This is a genomic window from Promicromonospora xylanilytica (assembly GCF_054782895.1).
Window position 1 is genome coordinate 61,409 of record NZ_BAAGRP010000011.1, and the last position, 21,572, is coordinate 82,980.

16 protein-coding genes and 1 pseudogene are annotated in these 21,572 nt (G+C 73.3%); 16 read left to right on the forward strand and 1 reads right to left on the reverse strand.

Annotated features, from left to right (window positions below; translation table 11 throughout):
• The first annotated feature begins 126 nt into the window (after positions 1 to 126).
• From ACYVK7_RS12550 to ACYVK7_RS12585, 8 genes and pseudogenes are all read left to right on the forward strand, one after another.
• Complete coding sequence (locus ACYVK7_RS12550) at positions 127 to 924, forward strand: ABC transporter ATP-binding protein (RefSeq protein ID WP_460888049.1); 798 nt, start codon at positions 127 to 129, stop codon at positions 922 to 924.
• A pseudogene (locus ACYVK7_RS12555) lies at positions 921 to 1,427 on the forward strand (ABC transporter ATP-binding protein); the annotation flags it as partial. The gene ACYVK7_RS12550 and the pseudogene ACYVK7_RS12555, both read left to right, overlap by 4 nt.
• Positions 1,428 to 1,658: 231 nt before the next feature.
• Entirely contained in the window at positions 1,659 to 2,558 is a 900-nt protein-coding gene (locus ACYVK7_RS12560; protein ID WP_460888050.1) for a branched-chain amino acid ABC transporter permease, read from the forward strand.
• Entirely contained in the window at positions 2,555 to 3,631 is a 1,077-nt protein-coding gene (locus tag ACYVK7_RS12565; protein WP_460888051.1) for a branched-chain amino acid ABC transporter permease, read from the forward strand. The genes ACYVK7_RS12560 and ACYVK7_RS12565 overlap by 4 nt, the downstream gene beginning before the upstream one ends.
• Positions 3,632 to 3,636: 5 nt before the next feature.
• Positions 3,637 to 4,911: an ABC transporter substrate-binding protein gene (locus tag ACYVK7_RS12570; protein WP_460888052.1), complete on the forward strand. Its 1,275-nt coding sequence runs from the start codon at positions 3,637 to 3,639 to the stop codon at positions 4,909 to 4,911.
• A gap of 63 nt (positions 4,912 to 4,974) precedes the next feature.
• Positions 4,975 to 6,060 carry a phosphotransferase family protein gene (locus tag ACYVK7_RS12575; protein WP_460888053.1) on the forward strand — a complete coding sequence of 362 codons (1,086 nt, stop codon included), beginning with the start codon at positions 4,975 to 4,977 and terminating at the stop codon, positions 6,058 to 6,060.
• On the forward strand, positions 6,060 to 7,352 hold the full coding sequence (locus tag ACYVK7_RS12580; RefSeq protein WP_460888054.1) for an acyl-CoA dehydrogenase family protein: 1,293 nt from the start codon (positions 6,060 to 6,062) through the stop codon (positions 7,350 to 7,352). The genes ACYVK7_RS12575 and ACYVK7_RS12580 overlap by 1 nt, the downstream gene beginning before the upstream one ends.
• A complete protein-coding gene (locus ACYVK7_RS12585) occupies positions 7,349 to 8,959 on the forward strand; it encodes an AMP-binding protein (protein WP_460888055.1) in 1,611 nt (536 codons plus the stop codon). The genes ACYVK7_RS12580 and ACYVK7_RS12585 overlap by 4 nt, the downstream gene beginning before the upstream one ends.
• Before the next feature lie 6 nt (positions 8,960 to 8,965).
• Here the strand turns inward: ACYVK7_RS12585 and ACYVK7_RS12590 are convergent, their stop codons facing one another.
• Complete coding sequence (locus tag ACYVK7_RS12590; protein WP_460888056.1) at positions 8,966 to 9,391, reverse strand: acyl-CoA thioesterase; 426 nt, start codon at positions 9,389 to 9,391, stop codon at positions 8,966 to 8,968.
• Positions 9,392 to 9,538: 147 nt separating this feature from the next.
• Here ACYVK7_RS12590 and ACYVK7_RS12595 point away from each other — a divergent pair, with 147 nt between their 5' ends.
• From ACYVK7_RS12595 to ACYVK7_RS12630, 8 genes are all read left to right on the forward strand, one after another.
• Complete coding sequence (locus ACYVK7_RS12595) at positions 9,539 to 10,738, forward strand: acyl-CoA dehydrogenase family protein (protein WP_460888057.1); 1,200 nt, start codon at positions 9,539 to 9,541, stop codon at positions 10,736 to 10,738.
• Positions 10,739 to 10,769: 31 nt separating this feature from the next.
• Positions 10,770 to 11,993, forward strand: coding sequence for an acetyl-CoA C-acetyltransferase (locus ACYVK7_RS12600; RefSeq protein WP_460888058.1), 1,224 nt, complete (start codon positions 10,770 to 10,772; stop codon positions 11,991 to 11,993).
• A 40-nt stretch (positions 11,994 to 12,033) separates the two neighbouring features.
• Entirely contained in the window at positions 12,034 to 13,146 is a 1,113-nt protein-coding gene (locus ACYVK7_RS12605; RefSeq protein ID WP_460888059.1) for a zinc-binding dehydrogenase, read from the forward strand.
• 31 nt (positions 13,147 to 13,177) lie between these two features.
• Positions 13,178 to 13,927: a 3-oxoacyl-ACP reductase FabG gene (gene fabG / locus ACYVK7_RS12610; RefSeq protein ID WP_460888060.1), complete on the forward strand. Its 750-nt coding sequence runs from the start codon at positions 13,178 to 13,180 to the stop codon at positions 13,925 to 13,927.
• Positions 13,924 to 14,412, forward strand: coding sequence for a MaoC family dehydratase (locus ACYVK7_RS12615; RefSeq protein ID WP_460888061.1), 489 nt, complete (start codon positions 13,924 to 13,926; stop codon positions 14,410 to 14,412). Before fabG ends, ACYVK7_RS12615 begins: the two co-directional genes overlap by 4 nt.
• 948 nt (positions 14,413 to 15,360) lie before the next feature.
• Positions 15,361 to 16,527, forward strand: a complete 1,167-nt coding sequence (locus ACYVK7_RS12620; RefSeq protein WP_460888062.1) for a hypothetical protein — start codon at positions 15,361 to 15,363, stop codon at positions 16,525 to 16,527.
• Positions 16,524 to 18,185, forward strand: a complete 1,662-nt coding sequence (locus ACYVK7_RS12625) for a DNA polymerase Y family protein (RefSeq protein ID WP_460888063.1) — start codon at positions 16,524 to 16,526, stop codon at positions 18,183 to 18,185. Before ACYVK7_RS12620 ends, ACYVK7_RS12625 begins: the two co-directional genes overlap by 4 nt.
• Positions 18,178 to 21,567 carry an error-prone DNA polymerase gene (locus ACYVK7_RS12630; protein ID WP_460888064.1) on the forward strand — a complete coding sequence of 1,130 codons (3,390 nt, stop codon included), beginning with the start codon at positions 18,178 to 18,180 and terminating at the stop codon, positions 21,565 to 21,567. Before ACYVK7_RS12625 ends, ACYVK7_RS12630 begins: the two co-directional genes overlap by 8 nt.
• The last annotated feature ends 5 nt before the right edge of the window (positions 21,568 to 21,572 follow it).

The window sequence follows — 21,572 nt, forward strand, 5'->3', positions numbered from 1 at the left end:
CCGCGCGGGGAAGACCCGGCGGGTGACTCGGGCCGGTGACATACCGGCCGGTCGGTTTCACCCCGGTTCGCCAGGGATTCCGGACACGCACGTCCACACACATCATCACGACACGAAGAGGTGCCGATGACATCGACGTCGAGCAGCACAGCAGAGCGCCCGCCCCGGCTGGAGGTCTCGGGGCTGACCGTGGCGTTCGGCGGTCTCACCGCCCTGGACGACGTGTCCTTCACCGTCGCCGACGGCGAGACCGTCGCCCTGATCGGGCCCAACGGCGCCGGCAAGACCACCGTCTTCAACGCGGTGTGCGGCCTCGTGCGCACCCGCCGGGGCGAGATCCGGGTGGGTGGTGCGCCCGCGCCGCCGTCGGCCACCGGACTGCTCGGGGCCGGCGTCTCCCGGACCCTCCAGGGGCTGGGGCTGTTCGACCGGCTCAGCGTGCTGGAGAACCTGCTCGTGCCCCTCACGAGCAGGCGCTCCCACCGCGCGGACGGCGGCGCACCGCTCGGCCTGGCGGCGGCCCACGAGGTGCTCGCCGGGCTCGGCCTGACCGCCGTCGCCGCCGTGCCCGCCGGGACGCTGCCGTATCCGGAGCGCAAGCGCGTGGCGCTGGCCCGCGCCCTGGTCACGCGGCCGCGACTCCTGCTCCTGGACGAGCCCGCCGGCGGGCTCGGGGCCGCTGACATCGACCGGCTCGCACGGACCGTGCGCACCGTGTCCGACGGCGGGTGCGCCGTGCTGCTCGTGGAGCACCACGTCGACTTCGTGATGGACGTGGCCGACCGCGTGGTGGTGCTCGACTTCGGGCACGTCATCGCGTGCGGCACCCCCGACGAGGTGCGCAGCGACCCCGCCGTCGAGGAGGCCTACCTGGGAGTGCCCGTGGCGGGACCGGCGGAGACCGGACGGGAGCAGGGCTCATGAGCACCCTGACGATCGACCGCCTCACCGTCGGCTACGGCGACGGCGCCCCCGTCCTGGACGGCCTGGAGCTCGACGTGCCCGACGGCGCCGTCGTCGCGCTGCTCGGGGCCAACGGCGCGGGCAAGACGACGCTGCTGCGCTCCCTGGTCGGCCTGGTACCGGCGAGAGGCGGGCGCGTCCTGCTCGACGGAGCGGACCTGACCACCCTGAGCACCGAGGACCGGGTGCGACGCGGCCTGGCTCTGGTACCGGAGGGACGCAGCGTGGTGGTCGAGCTGACCGTCGCGGAGAACCTCCGGCTCGGCGCTCTGCGGAAGAGGGGGCGCAGGCACCCGGGACCGGCCCGCGACGCCGCCGTCGGGCGGATGTACGAGCTGTTCGAACCGCTGGCCCGACGCCGCGACGCCGCCGGCCACACCCTGTCCGGCGGCGAACGGCAGATGCTCGCCCTCGCCCGTGCCCTCGTGTCCGATCCCGACGTGCTGCTGCTCGACGAACCCTCCCTCGGGCTGGCGCCGCTCGTGGTCACCCAGCTGCTCGGCGTGCTGCGGGACCAGGCGGCGGCCACCGGGCTGACCGTGCTCCTGGCCGAGCAGAACGTCACCGGCGCGCTGTCGGTCGCCGACCGCGGCGTCGTCCTGTCCCTCGGGGAGGTCGTCGCCGACCGCCCGGCGGCCGAGCTGGCCGCCGACCCCGCCCTCCGCCACGCCTACCTCGGCTTCTGAGGTGGCGACATGACCGAGATGGATCCCACCGTGGAACGACTCGTCTTCCTCCTGTCGACCGGGCTGGCGCGCGGCGCCGTCCTCGCGCTCTTCGCCCTGTCCCTCGTGATCGTCTACCGGGCCGCGCGGGCCGTGAACTTCGCGCAGGCGGCCATGGCGATCGTGCCCGTGTACGTCGCCTTCGCGGTCACCTCCGCCACCGGCTCCTACTGGCTGGGCCTGGCCGTGGCGCTGGTCGCCGGGGCGCTGCTCGGCGCCGTCGTCGAACGATGGCTCATGCGCCTGGTGCCGCAGGGCAACCCCCTGCCCGGCATCATCGTGGCCATCGGCCTGGTCATGGTGCTCCAGGCCGGGCTCGCCATCGCCTTCGGGCCCGACCACCGGCCCGTGCACGCGCCGTTCTCGCAGCGGCCCTTCGAGGTCGCCGGCGTCAACGTGCTCAGCCCCTACGACCTGTTCGTGCTGGTCGTGGCAGCCGTCGTCATGGGAGGTCTCGCCCTCCTGTTCAACCGCACCTCGATCGGCCTCCAGCTGCGCGCCGCCGCCTTCGCCCCCGAGACCTCCCGCCTGCTGGGCGTCCGCGTGCCCCGCATGGTCACGCTCGGCTGGATGCTCTCGATCGCCACCGCGGCGCTCGCGGCCCTCCTGCTGGTGCCCACGGGACTGGGCCTGGACCCGCACGCCGCCGACGTGCTCTTCGTCAACGCGTTCGCCGCCGCCGTCATCGGCGGGCTCGACTCACCCGTCGGGGCGCTGGCCGCCGGACTGGTGGTGGGCGTGCTCGCCGGCCTCGTGACGGGATACGCGTCCGCCGCCGCTGCGCCCCTCGCGGTGCTCGCCCTGCTGACGGTGGTGCTGCTCGTGCGACCGCACGGACTCTTCGCCGCGAAGGAGGCACGCGCCGCATGAAGCTCCTGCTGTGCGCCGGGCTGCTCACCCTGCTGGCCCTCGGTGCCACGTTCCTGCTCGACCCCTACCGCAACTACCAGCTCGCCACCTCCGCCGGGGCGTTCGCGGCCGTCGCGGGCCTCACCCTCCTGGTCGGGCTCACCGGACAGCTCTCGCTCGGGCACGCCGTGCTGATGGCCGCCGGCGGGTACGGGTACGCCCTGACCGCCACCTGGGTGGCGGACACGCTCGACGGCACCCCGGCCGCCGACGGGACGGTGGGCTGGCTGCTGCCCCTGCTCACCGGGGTGGCGGGAGCGCTCGTGGTCTCCGGCATGCTCGGCCTGCTCCTCGGGCTCGCGGCGGCCCGGCTGCGCGGCCCGTACCTGGCGGGCCTGACGCTCGCCCTGGTCATCGCGCTGCCGTCGGCGGCGAGCGCCCTTCCCGGGCTGTCGGGCGAGCAGGGCGTCAGCGCTCCGTTCGTCCCCGTCCCCGAGGCGCTGTCCGCCCTCATCGCGGTGGAGCAGTGGCACGCCTGGCTCGCGATCGTCGTGACCGCCTGCGCGGTCACCCCCCTGGTCGCCGTGCGCTCGGGACGCACGGGCCTGCGCATGCGCGCGGTGCACGACGACGAGACCGCGTCCCGGCTCGCTGGCGTCGACCCAGGCCGGGTCAAGACCGGGGCGTTCGTCATCAGCTCGCTCGCCGCCGGCCTGGGCGGCGTAGTGCTCGCGATCGTCACGCAGCAGGTCAGCCCGGGGGCGTACGGCCTCGGGTTCTCGCTCCTGCTCGTGGTGGCGGCGGTGGTGGGCGGGCTCGGCTCGCTCGGCGGCGCCGCCATCGGTGCGGTGCTCGTGACCCTCCTGCCGTGGGTGGTCGACCAGGTCACGGGCGGGCTGCCCGCCGACCTCGGACATCGCCTGCAGGGAAACCTCGAGATCGTCCTGTTCGGCGTCGTCGTCATCGTCGTCACCGTGCTCTGGCCGGGCGGGCTGGCCCGGCTCCGCACGACCAAGAGGTTCCTCCGCACCTCGCAGCTCTCCCGGAACACGCAGCCTTCCCAGAACACGCCTTCCCAGAACACAGAGAGGTGATCGGAATGCGCACCACACGTTCGACGGCACGATCCACGAGCCTGGCGGCCACCCTCGGCCTGACCGCGGCGACGGCGCTGTCCGCCTGCTCCACCCCGGCGGCGGCCGACGTGCCGGGTGTCACCGACGAGAAGGTCGTCATCGGCACCCACCAGCCGCTCACAGGTCCGGCCGCGGCAGGCTTCGCGTCGATCTCGGCGGCCACCGCGGCGTACTTCGAGTACGTCAACGAACAGGGCGGCGTCCACGGCCGCGAGATCGAGTACATCGTCAAGGACGACGGCTACAACCCCGCCAACACCCAGACGGTGGTGCGCGAGCTGGTCCAGGAGGACGAGGTCTTCGCGATCGTCAACGGCCTGGGCACGCCCACGCACTCCAGCGTGCTCGACTACCTGGACCAGAACGGCGTGCCGGACCTGTTCGTCGCCTCGGGCTCCCTGACCTGGAACCAGCCGGACGAGTACCCGAACACGTTCGGCTTCAACGCCGACTACGTGACCGAGGGAGCGGCGCTGGCGCAGCACGCGCTGGACACCGACCCGGACGCCGTCGTCTGCGTGCTGGGGCAGGACGACGACTTCGGCGAGGGCATCCTGGCCGGTGTCGAGCTGGTGCTGGGCGACGGCGAGGTCGCGACCGAGCAGACCTACTCCACCGCCGACCAGGACGTCACCGCGCAGCTCGGCGCGATGAAGGAGGCCGGCTGCACGCACAACGTGCTCGGCACCATCAACGGCTTCACGGCGCTCGCCGTCGGCACGGCCGCGCAGATGGAGTGGTTCCCGACGTGGCACGTCTCGTCCTCGGGTGCCGACCACCCGACGCTGGTGGAGTACCTCGGCGCGGAGGGCGCACCGGCGCTGGAGGGCCTGGTCTCGGTGAACTACCTGCCCAACAGCCCGTCGTCCCAGTGGTACGAGCTCTTCTCGCAGATCAACGAGGAGTACAACGACGGCGCGCCGTACACGGGCAACACCACGTACGGCATGAGTGTGGGCTATCAGTTCGTCGAGGCGCTGGCCGCGGCGGGGGAGAACCCGACGAGGGAGTCGATCGTGGCCGCGGTGGAGTCCGGTGACCTGAAGGGCAACGGCATCGCGCCGCCGACCTACTCGGCGGACGACCACTTCGGGCACCGCACCGTCCGGATCGCCGTGGTGGCCGACGGCGTGCAGGACTTCACCGACGACGCCTACGAGGTGTCCGGGGCCGGCGCCACCCCCGTCGAGCCGGAGCAGGTCCCGCTGGAGAACGAGGGCGTCCCGGCGGCCGAATGACCCCCGGAGCAGGGGGCACCTGAAACACCGCGTCCGAGAACCTCGGCGCACGAGAGGGGAACCATGACGCACGAGCTGCCCGGCCTGGATGTCGCAGGCCTGGCCACGTGGCTGGCCCGGGAGCACCCGGACCTGGCCGGACCCGACCTGACGGCGAGCCTCATCACCGGCGGGCGCAGCAACCTCACCTACCGGGTGGACGGCGCCGCGCTGCCGCTGGTGGTGCGCCGTCCGCCTCTGGGGCACGTGCTGTCCAGCGCGCACGACATGCGGCGAGAGCACCGGGTCATCACCGCCCTGGCGGGCACGATCCCGGTGCCGCGAACCGTCGCCGTGGTGGACGACACCGGACGGGGCGAGGTCACGGGCACCGTGTTCTTCGTCATGGAGCACGTGGCGGGCACGGTCCTGGCCCGTCCGGCGCACAACGCGGCCTGGACCTCTGAGGGGCTGGGCCGGCTCGGGGTCGAGCTGGCCGAGGTCCTCGCGGACCTGCACGCCACCGACCCCACCTCGGTGGGGCTGGCCGACTTCGGCCGCCCCGCCGGCTATCTGGCCCGCCAGCTGACGACCTGGCGGCGCCAGTACGACGCCTCCCGGTCGCGGCCCCAGCCGCTCCTGGACACGCTCCAGGAGCGGCTGGGGGCGGCGGTGCCCGACGACGGCGCCCGCACCGGGATCGTGCACGGCGACTACCGACTCGACAACGTGCTGGTGACCGGCCCGCCCGGGGATCCGCGCATCGCCGCGGTGCTGGACTGGGAGATGGCCACGCTCGGCGACCCGCTCGTGGACCTCGGCATGCTCGGCATGTACTGGCACATCCGGGAGACGACCACGACCGCGGGGGTCGACGTCGTGCCGGGGGCGATCGTGCCCGGCGCCGGCTACCCGGACTTCGACGAGGTCATCGACGCCTACGCCGCCCGCGCCGGGATCGCCGTGCCCGACCTCTCCTGGTACCGCGCGTTCGCCTGCTACAAGCTCGCGGTCATCCTCGAGGGCATCCACTACCGGTTCACCGGCGGGCAGACCGTCGGCGCCGGGTTCGACCGGATCGGAGAGCTGGTCCAGCCGTTGGCCGCCGAAGGCCTGGACCGCCTCGCCGACGCCCCGCCCACCGGCACCACGACAGCAGGAGGAGCCTGATGGACTTCGCACCCGACCCGACCACCCGGCAGATCACCGACCAGGTCCGGGACTTCGTGACGAGCGAGGTGCTGCCCGCCGAACCCGTGCTCGCCGAGCAGCTCGCCGCCACCCCCGGTGACTGGTCGTTCCGGCCCGTCGTGCGCCACCTGCGGGCCACGGCCCGCGAACGCGGCCTGTGGAACCTGTCCCTGCCCCCGGGCGGCCCGGCCGCCGAGCGCGGCGGCGGCCTCACCAACCTGCAGTACGCGCCGGTCGCCGAGCTCACCGGGTACAGCCCGAAGCTCGCGCCCGTCGCCCTGAACTGCGCCGCCCCCGACACCGGCAACATGGAGCTGCTCGCGCACTTCGCCACACCCGAGCAGCGCGAGCGGTGGCTCGACCCGCTGCTGGACGGCACGCAGCGGTCCGCGTTCTGCATGACCGAGCCCGCCGTCGCGTCGTCGGACGCCACGAACATCGCCACCCGGATCGTGCGCGACGGCGACGAGTACGTCATCACCGGCCGCAAGTGGTTCGCCACCGGCGCCATGAACCCAGACTGCGGCCTGCTGATCGTCATGGGCAAGACCGACCCGGGCGAGACAGGCACAGCGGCGCCCCGCCACCGGCAGCAGTCCATGGTGCTCGTGCCCCGCGACACTCCCGGCGTACGGGTCCTGCGCGGCCTGACCGTCCTCGGCTACGACGACCGCGACCACGGCGGCCACGCCGAGATCGTCTTCGACGACGTCCGCGTGCCGGCCACGAACCTGCTGGGCGGCGCGGGCGAGGGCTTCGCCATGGCCCAGGCCCGCCTCGGACCCGGCCGCATCCACCACTGCATGCGCGCGCTCGGCACCGCCGAACGCGCCATGGACCTCGTGCGCGAACGCGCCGCCGAGCGGGTCGCGTTCGGCGGCCCGCTCGCCGACCAGGGTGTCGTCCGCGAGTGGCTCGCCACCTCCCGTATCGAGATCGAGTCCCTGCGCCTGCTCGTGCTCAAGACCGCCTGGCTCATGGACACCGTCGGCAACAAGGCCGCCATGACCGAGATCCAGGCCATCAAGATCGCCGTACCCCGCGCCGTCGGGCAGATCCTGGACCGCGCCGTCCAGGTCTTCGGCGCCGCCGGCGTCTCCGGCGACCATCCGCTGGCCGAGCTGTCCGCCGGCGTGCGCACCCTGCGCCTCGCCGACGGACCCGACGAGGTGCACCTCGCCTCCCTCGGCCGCGCGGAGCTGCGCCGCCGGGCGCCGTACCTGACACCCCCGACCCCAGCACCCACCCCTCTGGAAGGAGACCCGACATGACGCACGCACCCGACCCCGCCGTCGACGGCCCCGGCTACGGCACCCTCTCGATCGCGAGCATCCTCGCCGAGACCGCCGGCCGGTTCCCCGACCGCACCGCGCTCCACTTCATGGGACAGGCCACCACCTACGGCGACCTCTGGGACCAGACCCGTGCCTACGCGGGGGCGCTCGCGGCCCGCGGCATCGGACCGGGCTCGCGCGTGGCGATGATCGTGCCGAACGTCCCCGACTTCGCACGCGTCTACTACGCCACGCTCGCGCTCGGCGCCGTCGTGGTCCCCGTGCACCTCCTGTTCCGCAGCGAGGAGATCGGGTTCGTCCTCACGGACTCGGGGGCCGACGTCGTCGTGGTCGCCGCCCCGATGCTGGCGGAGGCCGCGCCGGCGGCCGCGAAGGCCGGGGTCCCGCTGGTCACGGTGCTGGTGCCGGACGCTGTCGAGCAGCAGCTCGCCGCGCAGGGTACGGAGGTGGCCCGGTTGGAGGAGGAGGCTGCCGCGGCCACCCCGATCGAGCGGCACGTGGGCACCGACCCGCTGGCCGCCGCCACCATCCTGTACACGAGCGGCACCACCGGTACCCCCAAGGGTGCGGTGGGGTCGCACCTGGCGATGGTCGAGCAGGTGCACTGCTCCCTGATCGACTCGTTCGACCTGCGGCCCGACGACGTCGTGTACGGCGGCCTGCCGTTCTTCCACTCGTTCGGCCAGATGGCGGTGCTCAACATGGCCTTCCGGCGGGCGGCGTCCATCATCCTCCTGCCGAAGTTCGACCCTGACGAGGCCCTCGAGCTGCTGGTGGCCCACGGCGCCACGGTGTTCACGGCGGTGCCCACCAACTTCGCCGGCATGGTCGAGGCGGCCCGGCGGTCGGCGGCGCGGCCACCGCTGCGGTACGCGGTGTCCGGCGGGGCGGCCCTGCCGGTGGCGCTGCTCGAGGCGTTCGAGGAGGCGTACGGCGCCCAGGTGCACGAGGGGTACGGGCTGACCGAGACGTCGCCGTCGTGCACGTTCAACATCACGGCAGAGCCCATCAGGCCGGGCACGGTGGGCCGTTCCATGTGGGGGGTCGACGTCGCGGTGGCCGTCGCGGAGGTCGAGGACCGGGTGGAGCTGCTGCACGCGCCGTCGGGCGAGCTCGGCGAGATCGTGGTGCGCGGGCACAACCTGATGAAGGGCTACCTGGGCCGTCCGGACGCCTCGGCGGCCGCCGTCGTGGACGGCTGGTTCCGCACGGGCGACCTCGGGACCGTCGATGCCGACGGCATCGTCACGATCGTGGACCGCAAGAAGGACATGATCATCCGCAACGGCTACAACGTGTATCCCACGGAGGTCGAGGCCGTGCTGGCGCGCTACCCCGGGGTCGCGATGGCCGCGGTGTTCGGGGTGCCCGACGAGAGGCGCGGCCAGGAGGTGCATGCCGCCGTCGTGCCGTCCTACGGTGCCGACGTCGACCCGGACGCCGTCGTCGCCTACCTGAAGGAGCACGTGGCGGCCTACAAGTACCCGCGCGTGGTGCACGTCTCCCCGGACCTGCCGATCGGGCCGAGCGGCAAGGTCCTCAAGCGCGAGCTGACGGCGCGGTACGCGGCGCCGTCGCCCTGATGGCGGCTACCCGGTGATGTCCGGCAGGCCCAGGTGCTGCTCGACCGCCGCGCGCACCCCGTCGGGGACCGGGACCGGGCGGCGGGCCGTCTGGTCGACGAACACGTGCGTGAAGCTGCCCGTCGCGTACGGCTCGCCGCGGTCGGGCGCGCCCGCGCGGAGGATCGCCAGGTCCCACGTGAGCGACGTCCGCCCGAGGCGTCCGACGGCGACGTCGACCTCGATCTCGTCCGGGAACGACACGGGCGCGAGGAACTCGCAGGAGGAGGCGCGGGCGAGCCCGATCACGTCGCCCGCCGGGTCCATGCCGGTGTGCCGCATGAGCCACAGGTTCACCGCCGTGTCCATCGCCTCGTAGTAGACGGTGTTGTTCATGTGCCCGTACTGGTCGTTGTCGTTCCAGCGCAGCGGGAAGGGGTACCGATAGCCCATGACCGCAGCGTAGCCCGGCACAGAGGGAGGGGTGCAACATAATCGAGATCGATGCATACTGGACACCGACTGGTCGGTCGGTGCTGACCCGGCCAGTACCGGATCGACCCGTACCGACCAACCAGATCGACGATGATCGGAGGACCGATGACGCTCACGCCCGAGTCGCCCCGGACGGACCTGCTGGAGGCCGACTTCTACGCGTTCCAGGACCTGCTCACCCCGGCCGAGCAGAAGAAGGCCCTGGCCGTCCGCGAGTTCATGGAGCGCGAGGTGCGCCCCATCGCGGACGACTACTGGGAGCGCGCCGAGTGCCCCGTCCACCTGTTCAAGCCCTACGCGCAGCTCGGCACCATCGGGTCCGGCTGGGCCGAGACGCAGGGCGAGGAGACCTCCGCCGTGTTCCGCGGCTGGGTCGGCATGGAGACGGCGCGCGTCGACTCCTCCTTCTGCACCTTCATCGGTGTCTCGGGCGGCCTGGCGATGACGTCGATCGGCGTCGGTGGCTCCGCCGAGCAGCGCGCGACGTGGCTCCCGCCCATGGCGAGCGGCGACGTCATCGGAGCGTTCGGCCTGACCGAGCCGCTGGCCGGGTCCGACACCGCCAAGGGTCTGCGCACCACCGCCACCCGCACCGGCGACACCTGGGTGCTGGACGGCGCCAAGCGCTGGATCGGCAACGCCACGTTCGCCGACGTCGTCGTCATCTGGGCCAAGGACACGGCCGACGACCAGGTCAAGGGCTTCCTGGTGCGCAAGGGCACCCCGGGCTTCACGGCCACCAAGATCGAGCGCAAGCAGTCGCTGCGCATCGTGCAGAACGCGGACATCGTGCTCGACGGCGTCGAGGTGCACGAGGCCGACCGCCTGGCGCACATCAACAGCTTCCGCGACCTGGCCAAGGTGCTGCGGATCACCCGCGACGGCGTCTCCTGGCAGGCGCTGGGCACCATGGTCGGCGCGTACGAGGCCGCCGTGGCGTACACGAAGCAGCGCGAGCAGTTCGGCAACCCGATCGCCAGCTACCAGCTGATCCAGGACAAGCTCGCCACCGCGTACGCCAACGTGACCGCCGGCTTCGCCCTGTGCGTGCGCGTGGCCCAGCTCCAGGACAAGGGGACCCAGACCGACGCTCACGCCGCGATGGCCAAGGCGTTCGTCACCACACGCATGCGGGAGACGGTCGCGCTGTGCCGGGAGGCCTGCGGCGGCAACGGGATCACGCTCGATCACGGCGTGGCCCGCTTCTTCGCCGACGCCGAGGCCGTCTACACGTTCGAGGGCACCAAGGACATGAACCAGCTCATCGTGGGCCGCGCCATCACCGGCCACGCCGCGTTCGTCTGAGCTCGCACGCCCGTTCTTCAAGGAGGAAGACATGACCGAGGCCTACATCGTCGCGACGGCCCGATCGCCCATCGGGCGCGCGCACAAGGGGTCGCTCAAGGACGTCCGTCCCGACGACCTCGCCGCGTGGATGGTCGCGGCCGCCGTCGATCAGGTGCCGGGCCTCGACCCGGGCCGGATCGACGACCTGCTGCTCGGGTGCGGCCTGCCCGGCGGCAAGCAGGGCATGAACATGGCCCGTGTCGTCGCGGTGCTGTGCGGCTGGGACACCGTTCCCGGCGCGACCGTCACGCGCTACTGCAGCTCCAGCCTGCAGACCACGCGCATGGCGTTCCACGCCATCAAGGCGGGCGAGGGCGACGTCTTCGTCTCGGCGGGCGTCGAGTCGGTGAGCTCGTTCGCGACCGGGTCGAGCGACGACATCCCCGGCGTCGACCTGACCAACCCCTTGTTCGCCGGCGCCCTGGCCCGCACCGAGAGGCGCGCCGGCGCCGGGACCGGGGTGTGGACCGACCCGCGCCTGGAGGGCGCGCTGCCCGACGCGTACATCAGCATGGGCCAGACCGCGGAGAACGTGGCCGCCCTGCGGCACATCACCCGCGGGGACCAGGACGAGTTCGCCGCCCGCAGCCAGCAGCGCGCACAGGCCGCGATCGCGGCCGGCTTCTGGGCCAGGGACATCACGCCGGTCACCCTCCCGGACGGCACGGTCGTGTCCGCCGACGACGGTCCGCGCCCCGGCACCACCACCGAGACCCTCGCCACGCTCGAACCGGTGTTCCGCCCCGACGGTACGGTCACCGCCGGAAACGCCTGCCCGCTGAACGACGGCGCCGCGGCGCTCGTGATCGTCTCCGGCCGGGTCGTGGAGGAGCTGGGCCTGCAGCCGCTGGCCCGCATCGTGTCCACCGGGGTCAGCGGGCTGTCCCCGGAGATCATGGGGCTCGGCCCCGTCGATGCCAGTCGGCAGGCGCTGCGGCGCGCCGGTCTCACCGTCGACGACATGGATCTCGTGGAGATCAACGAGGCGTTCGCGGCCCAGGTGATCCCGTCGGCGCGTGAGCTCGGCGTGGACGAGGAGAGGCTGAACGTCAACGGCGGTGCGATCGCCGTCGGCCACCCGTTCGGGATGACCGGGGCGCGCATCACGTCCACCCTGATCAACGCGCTCGCCGACACCGGGGGCCGGTACGGTCTGGAGACGATGTGCGTGGGCGGAGGCCAGGGCATGGCGATGGTGCTGGAGAGGCTCTGATGCGCGCCAAGGGCTCGGCCGGAGCCGGGAGGGAGTAGCCGTGCGGATCACCGGTGCGGTGCTGGAGCGCTGCGACGCGCCGCCGCCCTATGCCCGGTCCCGGCCGGTCACGGTGGGTGCGCTGGAGCTCGGTCCGCCGGAGGCGGGCGAGGTCCTGGTGCGGATCGAGGCAGCGGGGCTGTGCCACTCCGACCTGTCGGTCGTCGACGGCAACCGGGTGCGGCCGGTCCCCATGCTGCTCGGCCACGAGGCGGCGGGCCGCGTCGAGGCCGCCGGCCCCGGTGCGCGTCTCGCCGTCGGGCAGCGCGTGGTGATGACGTTCCTGCCGCGCTGCGGCCGGTGTGCGCAGTGCGCCACCGACGGGCGCCTGCCCTGTTCGGTGGGGTCGGCGGCCAACGGGGCGGGCACGCTCGTCGGCGGGGGGCGGCGTCTGTCGAGGGTCGCTCCCTCCGGGGAGGCCCAGGAGGTCCACCACCACCTCGGGGTGAGTGCGTTCGCGAGCCACGCCGTGGTGTCCGAGACCTCGGTGGTGCCCGTGGACGACGACGTCCCGCCCGCCGTCGCAGCCCTGCTCGGCTGCGCCGTCCTGACCGGGGGCGGCGCCGTCGTCAACGCGGGGCGGCCCGCGCAGGGCGACCGCGTGGCCGTCGTAGGGCTGGGCGGGGTCGGCATGGCGGCGCTCCTGGTGGCCGTCGCGCTCGGGCACGAGGTGGTGGGCGTCGACGCCGTGCCCGCCAAGCTGGAGCTGGCGCGCGAGCTGGGTGCGACGACCGCCGTCGGACCGCAGGAGGCCGTCGAGCGAGGGCTGCGGGCGCCCGTCGTGATCGAGGCTGCCGGCTCGGCCCGGGCCTTCGAGACCGCGTACGCCCTCACCGCGCCCGGCGGCACCACCGTCACGGTGGGGCTGCCGCATCCCGACGCCCGGGCGAGCATCTCGCCGCTCAGCCTCACCGCGGAGGCCCGCACCGTCGTGGGCTCCTACCTCGGGTCGGCGGTGCCCAGCCGTGACGTCCCGCGCTACGTCGAGCTGTGGCGGGCCGGACGACTGCCCCTGGACCGGCTCGTCTCCGACCGCATCACCCTGGACGACCTGCCTGCCGCGCTCGACCGCCTCGCCTCCGGCGCGGCGCTGCGGCAGCTCGTGATGTTCTGACTGTTTCATTCGCAACGAAAGGAAATCCCTGATGACCCGTACCGCCATCGTCACCGGAGCGGCCCGCGGCATCGGCGCCGCCACCGCCCGGCGGCTCGCCGAGGACGGCTACGCCGTCGCCGTGCTCGACCTCCTGGAGGACCAGGCCAAGGCCACGGCGGAAGCCATCGTGGCCGACGGCGGCCGCGCGCTCGCCGTGGGCGTCGACGTCGCCGACGAGCAGTCGGTGGCGGACGCCGTCGCGCGGGTCACCGCCGAGCTGGGTGCGCCCACCGTGCTGGTGAACAACGCCGGCATCCTGCGCGACAACCTGCTGTTCCGCATGTCCGTGGACGAGTGGGACGCCGTGCTGGGCGTGCACCTGCGGGGCGCGTTCCTCATGACTCGTGCCGTGCAGGCGCACATGGTGGAGGCCAAGTTCGGGCGCATCGTGAACCTCTCCTCGACGTCGGCCCTCGGCAACCGGGGCCAGGTCAACTACTCGGCCGCCAAGGCGGGCATGCAGGGCTTCACCAAGACCCTCGCGATCGAGCTCGGCAAGTTCGGCGTCACGGCGAACGCCGTCGCGCCAGGGGTGATCGAGACCGACATGATCCGCGAGACCGCCGAGCGCATCGACATGCCGCTGGCCGACTACCTCGGCGTGGCCGCGAAGGACGTGCCCGTGGGGCGGGTGGGCCAGCCCGAGGACATCGCGAACGCTGTGTCGTTCTTCTGCGCGGAGCAGTCCGGGTTCGTGTCGGGTCAGGTGCTGTACGTGGCGGGCGGGCCGAAGGCATGAGTGCAGGTGCGGACACCGGGGCCGGCGACGTGGTCGTGGTGGGCTCGCCGGGTGCTCTCGCCGAGGCCGTGGGCCGGACGGCGACCGGCGAGTGGTTCGAGATCACGCAGGAACGCATCGCCGCGTTCGCCGACGCCACCGAGGACCACCAGTGGATCCACCTCGACGCCGAGCGGGCTGCCGCCGGGCCCTTCGGCTCCACGATCGCGCACGGGTACCTCACCCTGTCGCTGCTGTCCTACCTCGCGTCCCCGCTCGTCTCGGTCGACGGCGCGGCCATGGTGATGAACTACGGCCTGGACCGGTTGCGGTTCCTGGCCCCGGTGCCCTCGGGATCGCGTGTGCGGGCCCGCACCGAGATCCTCTCCGCCGAGCCGACGTCGAGGGGCGTGCGCCTCGCGTGCGAGGTCACCGTCGAGATCGAGGGCTCCGAGAAGCCGGCGTTGGTCGCGCACACGCTGTCGCTGTACGTGCCGGAGGCGTGAGCTCTCGCTGGGTGCTGGGTGCTGGGTGCGTGACGCGCACTGGGAGCTGGGTGCGTGACGCGCACTGGGAGCTGGGTGCTGGTGCGAGGTGCAGGGCGCTGGTGTCGAGGTGGCGGCGGATCTGCGAGTTCGGTCGGTTACTGTGCGGAGCTCGCGACTTCGGTCCCTTGCTCTGAGATCGGTCAATTAAACGACCGATCTCAGAGCAAGGGACCGAAGTCAGTAATGCGCCGGTGCAGGGGACCGAAGTCGGGGCACCAGGAACGGGTGCTGAGCTCGTTGCTGAGCCTGGGTGCTGAGCTCGGGTGCTGGCTCGGTTGCTGGCGGTCGATTGCTGGCGGTCGGCCGCGAGGTGCTGGGCATCGATGTGGATGCCGAGCGCGGAGGGCCGAGAGGGTTGGGGTTCTGAGGTCTGTGCCGGAGTGTGAGTTCCGGGCGCGAGTGGCGAGGCGGATCTGTGAGTTCGGTCGGTTGCTGTGCGGAGCTCGCGACTTCGGTCCCTTGCTCTGAGATCGGTCAATTAAACGACCGATCTCAGAGCAAGGGACCGAAGTCAGTAATGCGCCGGTGCAGGGGACCGAAGTCGGGGCACCAGGAACGGGCGGGCCAGGTCGGCTGAACTGTTCGGCCCGGCCCGCATGTGCGCGCCACGTGCGAACGGTTTTCAGCCCAGCGGGTACCTCCCGGACTGGTGCACCGGCACCTCCCGGGCTAGTGCTCGGCTGTCGCGCCGGAGTGGCCGTGGACGGCCCTCGGCAGGACCTCGATGGCGCTCTCCCAGGTCGGCGCCGTGCGGCGGTGGCGGGTGGGCCGGGCGGCGCAGTGTTGCGAGACAGATGGTTTGACACGTGCGCCCTGGAGAGGTGTACTGGTGTTCTATCGAACATGCGTTCGACGGGGTGCTCGACCGATCCGGTCACCACCGGCAGACACCATCGCTGGAGGGCCATGACCGTTGTAACTGTGTCCTCCGGGGCCGTCGCCGACGTCGACACCGTCGGCCTCGACGTCCTCGACGGCGAGGCCCTGGACAGCACAACCCTCAGTGGCGCAGTCCCCGCGGACACCCGGCACGCACGGGCGCTCGAGGCACTGCGGTCCGCCGAGGTGCGTACCGGTGTGCGGAAGCAGGCCACGACGCCGTCCCGCGAGTCCCGCCGGTTCCACGATCCCCGCGACTCTCATGAGTCCCGCCGGCCCAGCGATCCCCGGCCGCACCAGTCCGGTGAGTCGTCCCACGACGGTTCTCGTGAACAGTCTCGGGCGCAGGTCCTGGCGCTGCCCGGCAGCCTCGCGAGCACCCCCGCGAGCACCCCCACGAACAGCCCCGCCCCGTCGTCGGGCAGCCGGACGGGCGGTCCTGGAGAGAACACACGCGTCCTGCCCGTCCACCCGCGTCTCGCGGGCCTCCTGCCCGACGGTGGCCTGCGTACCGGCACCACCGTCGTGGTCCGGGGTTCGACATCTCTCCTGCTCACCCTGCTCGCCGAGGCCTCCCGTGACGGTGCCTGGACCGTGCTGGTCGGGTACCCGGCCGCCGGGATGGCTGCCGCCGCCGACGCCGGCTGCGACCTGACGCGCACCCTGGTGGTGCCGTTGCCGACAGGGTCGGGCGTGGACGCGCCGGCCGTGCTCGCCGCGCTGATCGACGGGATGGACGTGGTGGTGGTCGGGCCGGAGGTGGCGCTGCTGGACCAGGACCGCCGTCGGCTGACGGCGCGCGCCCGCGAACGAGGAACCGTCCTGGTGGCCGCCCTGCCCACCCCCGCGCTGAGTGCTGGCTCTTCGCCCCTCCAACGGCTGTCAGCAGGGCGAAAGGCCAGCACTCAACACGGGTGGGGCGGGGCTCAGGTGGTGCTCGAGGCGACCGAGGGAGCCTGGGCGGGGATCGATCACGGGGCTGGCTGGCTGCGACGTCGCACCCTGCGGGTGCGGCGCACCGGGCGGGGGAGCGCGGCGCGGCCGCTGTACGTGGCCGTGGAGCTTCCGGTGTACCGGGCGGGCAGCGGTGCGGAGGCTGCCGGGGAAGAGCGCGCCAGGGAGGCAGCGCCGCTGGACGGCGACGTCCAGCGACAGGGTTCCGGGAGCCGGTCGCGGTTGGGGCTCGTGGGATGACCGCGCGTACTGCCCCCGTCGACGGGGCCACCCGCACCGCCTGCCTCTGGGTGCCCGACTGGCCGGTCGTCGCGGCGCTCGTCGTCGCCGGCCTGGGGCCCGAGACCCCGGCGGCCGTCACGGGCGGCCCCGGCGGCCGGATCGTCGCGGTGTCCGCGCCGGCCCGCAGCTCAGGGGTGCGCCGCGGCATGCGCCGTCGCGAGGCCCAGGGGCGCTGCCCCGACCTGCAGCTCTGGCCCGCCGATGACGCGCGTGACGCCCGCGAGTTCGAGCCGGTGGCCGTGGCGGCGGAGACCGTGGTCTCCGGGCTGGAGATCGCCCGCCCGGGCCTGCTCCTGCTGCCGTCGGGCGGCGCCGCCCGGTACCACGGCTCCGAGCAGGACCTGGCCCGTGAGCTGACCGAGCAGGTCGCCGTCCGCACGGGGCACGAGTGTCAGGTAGGGGTCGCCGACGGCTTCCTGGCGGCGGTGCTCGCGGCGCGCGACGACGCCGTCGTGCCGCCCGGCCGATCGCGCGACTACCTCGCGGACCGCCCGGCGGCCGTGCTCGTGCACGCCCGGCCGGGGGACCGTGCCCTGACCGAGCTGGTCGACCTGTGGCGCCGTCTCGGCATCCGCACGCTGGCGGACCTCGCCGCCCTGCCCGACCCCGCCGTCGCCGCGCGCTTCGGCGACCTCGGCGTCTGGGCGCAGCGTCTCGCCAGAGGGCAGGACGTGCGGCCGCCGGCCCGGCGCCGGCTCGAGGAGGACCTGACCGTCGCCGAGGAGCTGGACCCTCCGGCGCACCGGGTCGACGTCGCGACCTTCGCCGCCCGCCGGCTGGCCGAATGGCTCCACGACGACCTGAGCGGCCACGGCCTGGCCTGCGGGCGGCTGCGGATCACGGCGCGCGCCGTCGACCCGGTCACCGGCGAGGCCCGCACCCTGGAACGGCTGTGGCGCACCGACGACACGCTGGGCGGGCTGTCGGCCGCCCGGATCACCGACCGGGTGCGGTGGCAGCTCGAGGGCTGGCTCACGGCGTCGTCCCTGGGGCAGGGCGAGGCGCCCGCCCCGATCGCCGGCCTGACCCTGGCCGCGGAGGAGGTGGCACCTGCCGGAGCCCTGCAGCCGCGCCTGTGGGGGCCCGGCGCGGGTGAGGACCTGCGTGCCCGCCGCGCCGTCGAACGCGTGCAGGCCCTGCTCGGCGGCGACGCCGTGCTCACCGTCCGGCTCCAGGGTGGGCGCGACCCCCGGGACCGCGTCCAGCTCGTCCCCTTCGGTGAGCAGGTCCCACCCGAGCGGGAGCCCGACCGGCCCTGGCCCGGCGCGCTGCCGCCGCCGGCGCCGTCCGTGGTGCTGCCCGAACCCGTCCCCGCGCACGTGCTCGACGCCGCGGGGCACCCCGTCGTCGTCGACGTCCGGCTGGGCGTGAGCGGCGACCCGGCGCGCGTCGTCGTGCCCGGTGAGGGCGCCGGCGACGGCGTCGCGGGCGCCGGCCTGGACGCCGTGGTCGCCGACTGGGCCGGGCCGTGGCCCGTCGCCGAGCGGTGGTGGCTGTCCTCGGGCCGGCGGCGTGTCTTCGTGCAGGTGGTGACCGACGGGGCGGGGGCGCCAGGGCTCGGTCTGCTGCTGTCGTCCTCGGCGGGGCAGTGGCTGCTGGAGGCGCTCTATGACTGACGACGTGCTGACCGGCGGTGTGCCGTACGCAGAGCTGCACGCGCACTCCGCGTTCAGCTTTCTCGACGGGGCCTCCCACCCCGAGGAGCTCGCTGCCGAGGGCGCCCGCCTCGGGCTGAGGTCGCTCGCGATCACCGACCACGACGGGCTGTACGGGGTGGTGCGGTTCTCCCAGGCGGCGAAGAAGGTCGGGCTGAAGACCTCGTTCGGGGCGGAGCTGCACCTGCCGGCCCCGGCAGGTCCTGGCGGCGCGCCCGTGCTCGACCCGCCCACCGGGACCCCCGACCCGCGCGCCACGCACCTGCTCGTGCTCGCGCGCGGAGCGCAGGGCTACCGCAACCTGTCGAGCGCCATCGCCACGGCGCACCTGGACGCCGGGGTCAAGGGCGCCGCCAGCTACACGCTGGAGACCCTGGGCGAGGCGTCGGCCGGCGAGTGGCTGGTCCTGACGGGCTGCCGCAAGGGCGCCGTCCGCCAGGCCCTGACGGCGCCGTTGAGTGCTGGACATTCGTCCTCTCGGAACGTTTCGACAGGGCAGATGTCCAGCACTCAACGATGGGGGGAGGGGCGGGGCGGGCGGTTGGACCGCGCGCGGTGGGAGCTCGGGCGGTTGGTTGATGTCTTCGGGCGGGAGAATGTCGCCGTCGAGATCACCGCCACCGGCGACCCGCGCGACGCCGACCTGCACGACGCGCTCGCCCTGCTGGCCGCCGACGCCCGCCTGCCGCTGGTCGCCACCACCGCCGCGCACTACGCCCAGCCCCGGGACGCCGACCTCGCCGGGGCGCTCGCCGCCGTCCGGGCCCGGTCGAGCCTCGACGACCTGGACGGCTGGCTCCCCGGCGCCCCCACCGCCCACCTGCGCAGCGGCGCGGAGATGGCGCGCCTGCACCGCAGGCACCCGCAGGCCGTGCCGACGGCGGCCGCGCTGGGCGACGAGTGCGCGTTCGACCTGGACCTCATCGCGCCGAACCTGCCGCCCTACGACGTGCCGCCTGGATACGACGAGGCGACCTGGCTGCGCGAGCTCGCCTACCAGGGCGCGGAACGGCGGTACGGCCCACGGGAGGGCAACCGGAAGGCCTGGAAGCAGATCGACTACGAGCTGGAGATCATCGTCCGCCTCGGGTTCCCCGGGTACTTCCTCGTGGTCTACGACATCGTGGAGTTCTGCCGTCTCCACGGGATCCTCGCGCAAGGGCGGGGCAGCGCCGCGAACTCCGCGGTCTGCTACGCCCTGGGGATCACCGCCGTGGATGCGGTGAAGTACGGCCTGCTGTTCGAGCGGTTCCTCGCCGAGGCGCGCAACGGCCCGCCGGACATCGACGTCGACATCGAGTCGGTGCGCCGCGAGGAGGTGATCCAGCACGTCTACGAGAAGTTCGGGCGCAGGCACGCGGCGCAGGTCGCGAACGTCATCTCCTACCGGCCGCGCTCGGCGGTGCGCGACTCCGCCCGCGCGCTCGGCTACGACGTCGGGCAGCAGGACGCCTGGTCCAAGTCCATCGAGCGCTGGGGCACGCTCAAGCCCCCGGCACCGCAGCACACGACGGCCACCGACGACGCCCACGACGTCGTCCCGTTCCGCACGCCGCCGTCGGCCGTCGAGGAGGGGGAGATCCCCGACGACGTGCTCGACCTCGCCGACCGGATGCTCCGCCTGCCCCGGCACCTGGGCATCCACTCGGGCGGCATGGTCATGTGCGACCGGCCGGTGATCGAGGTGGTCCCCGTCGAGTGGGCCCGCATGGAGGGGCGCACCGTGCTGCAGTGGGACAAGGAGGACTGCGCCGACGCCAAGCTGGTCAAGTTCGACCTGCTGGGCCTCGGCATGCTGACCGCCATCCGGTACGCGTTCGAGCTCATCGAGGAGCACACGGGCGAGACCCTCACGCTGCACGGCCTGCCGCAGGACGACGAGCTCGTCTACGACCTGCTGTGCGCCGCCGACACCGTGGGCGTGTTCCAGGTGGAGTCCCGCGCCCAGATGGCGACGCTGCCGCGCCTGCAGCCGCGCACGTTCTACGACATCGTCGTGGAGGTCGCCCTCATCCGGCCCGGCCCCATCCAAGGCGGGTCGGTGCACCCGTACATCGAGCGCGCCCGCGGACGGGAGCCGGTCACGTACCTGCACCCGCTGCTGAAGAACTCCCTGCGCCGCACCCTCGGCGTGCCGCTGTTCCAGGAACAGCTCATGCAGATGGCGATCGACGTGGCCGGGTTCTCTCCCAAGGAGTCCGACCAGCTCCGGCGTGCCATGGGGTCCAAGCGGTCCCAGGAACGCATGGAGGCACTGCGCGAACGGCTCTACGCGGGGATGACCGAGAACAAGATCCCGCCCGAGGCGCAGGAGGAGATCTTCGAGAAGCTCAAGGCGTTCGCCGACTTCGGCTTCCCCGAGTCGCACGCCTACTCCTTCGCGCACCTCGTGTACGTGAGCTCCTGGCTCAAGGTGCACCACCCCGCCGCGTTCTACGCCGGGCTGCTCGCCGCCCAGCCCATGGGCTTCTACTCGCCCCAGTCCCTCGCCGCCGACGCACGCAGGCACGGGGTGCGCGTCCTGCGACCCTCGGTGACGCGGTCACGGGTGCTGTCGTCGGTCGAGCGCGTGGATCCCGCGGAGCCCGGCCCGCCCGCCTCACCCGTGGCGGGGCTCGTCCGGGCCGACCCGGCGCTCGCGGTGCGCATGGGGCTGGAGTCCGTGCGGGGCATCGGCAAGGACAAGGCGGAGGAGATCGTCGCGGTGCGGGACGCCGCGGGGTCGGCGGGGTTCGCGTCGCTGCGGGACCTCGTGCGGCGGGTCGAGCTGTCCACGGCGCAGCTCGAGGCGCTCGCCACGGGCGGCGCGCTGGAGCCGCTCGGCCTCGACCGCAGGGAAGGCCTGTGGGCGGCGGGCGCGCTGGGGCAGGAGGGGCCGACGACGCTGCCCGGCGTCAGCGTCGGCGTCGAGGCCCCCACGCTGCCCGGGATGAGCGAGGTCGAGCTGGCGCAGGCCGACGCGTGGGCCACCGGCGTCACGCCCGACTCGTACCCGACGCAGCACGTGCGGCCGGGGCTGGAGGCGGCGGGCGTGCTGACCGTCGCGCAGGCGATCGCGACCGAGCCGGGGCGCCGGGTCGCCGTCGGCGGGGTGGTGACGCACCGGCAGCGGCCGGGCACGGCCGGGGGAGTGACCTTCCTGTCCCTGGAGGACGAGACGGGGCTGCTCAACGTGGTCTGCAGCGTGGGACTGTGGCAACGGTTCCGCCGGGTCGCGCGCTCGGCGCAGGCCATGGTGGTGCGGGGCAGGATCGAGGCGGCCGACGGCGCCGTGAACCTCGTGGCGGAGCATCTCGCGACGCTGTCGCTGACGGTCCCGGGGCGGTCGAGGGACTTCCAGTAGGTGCG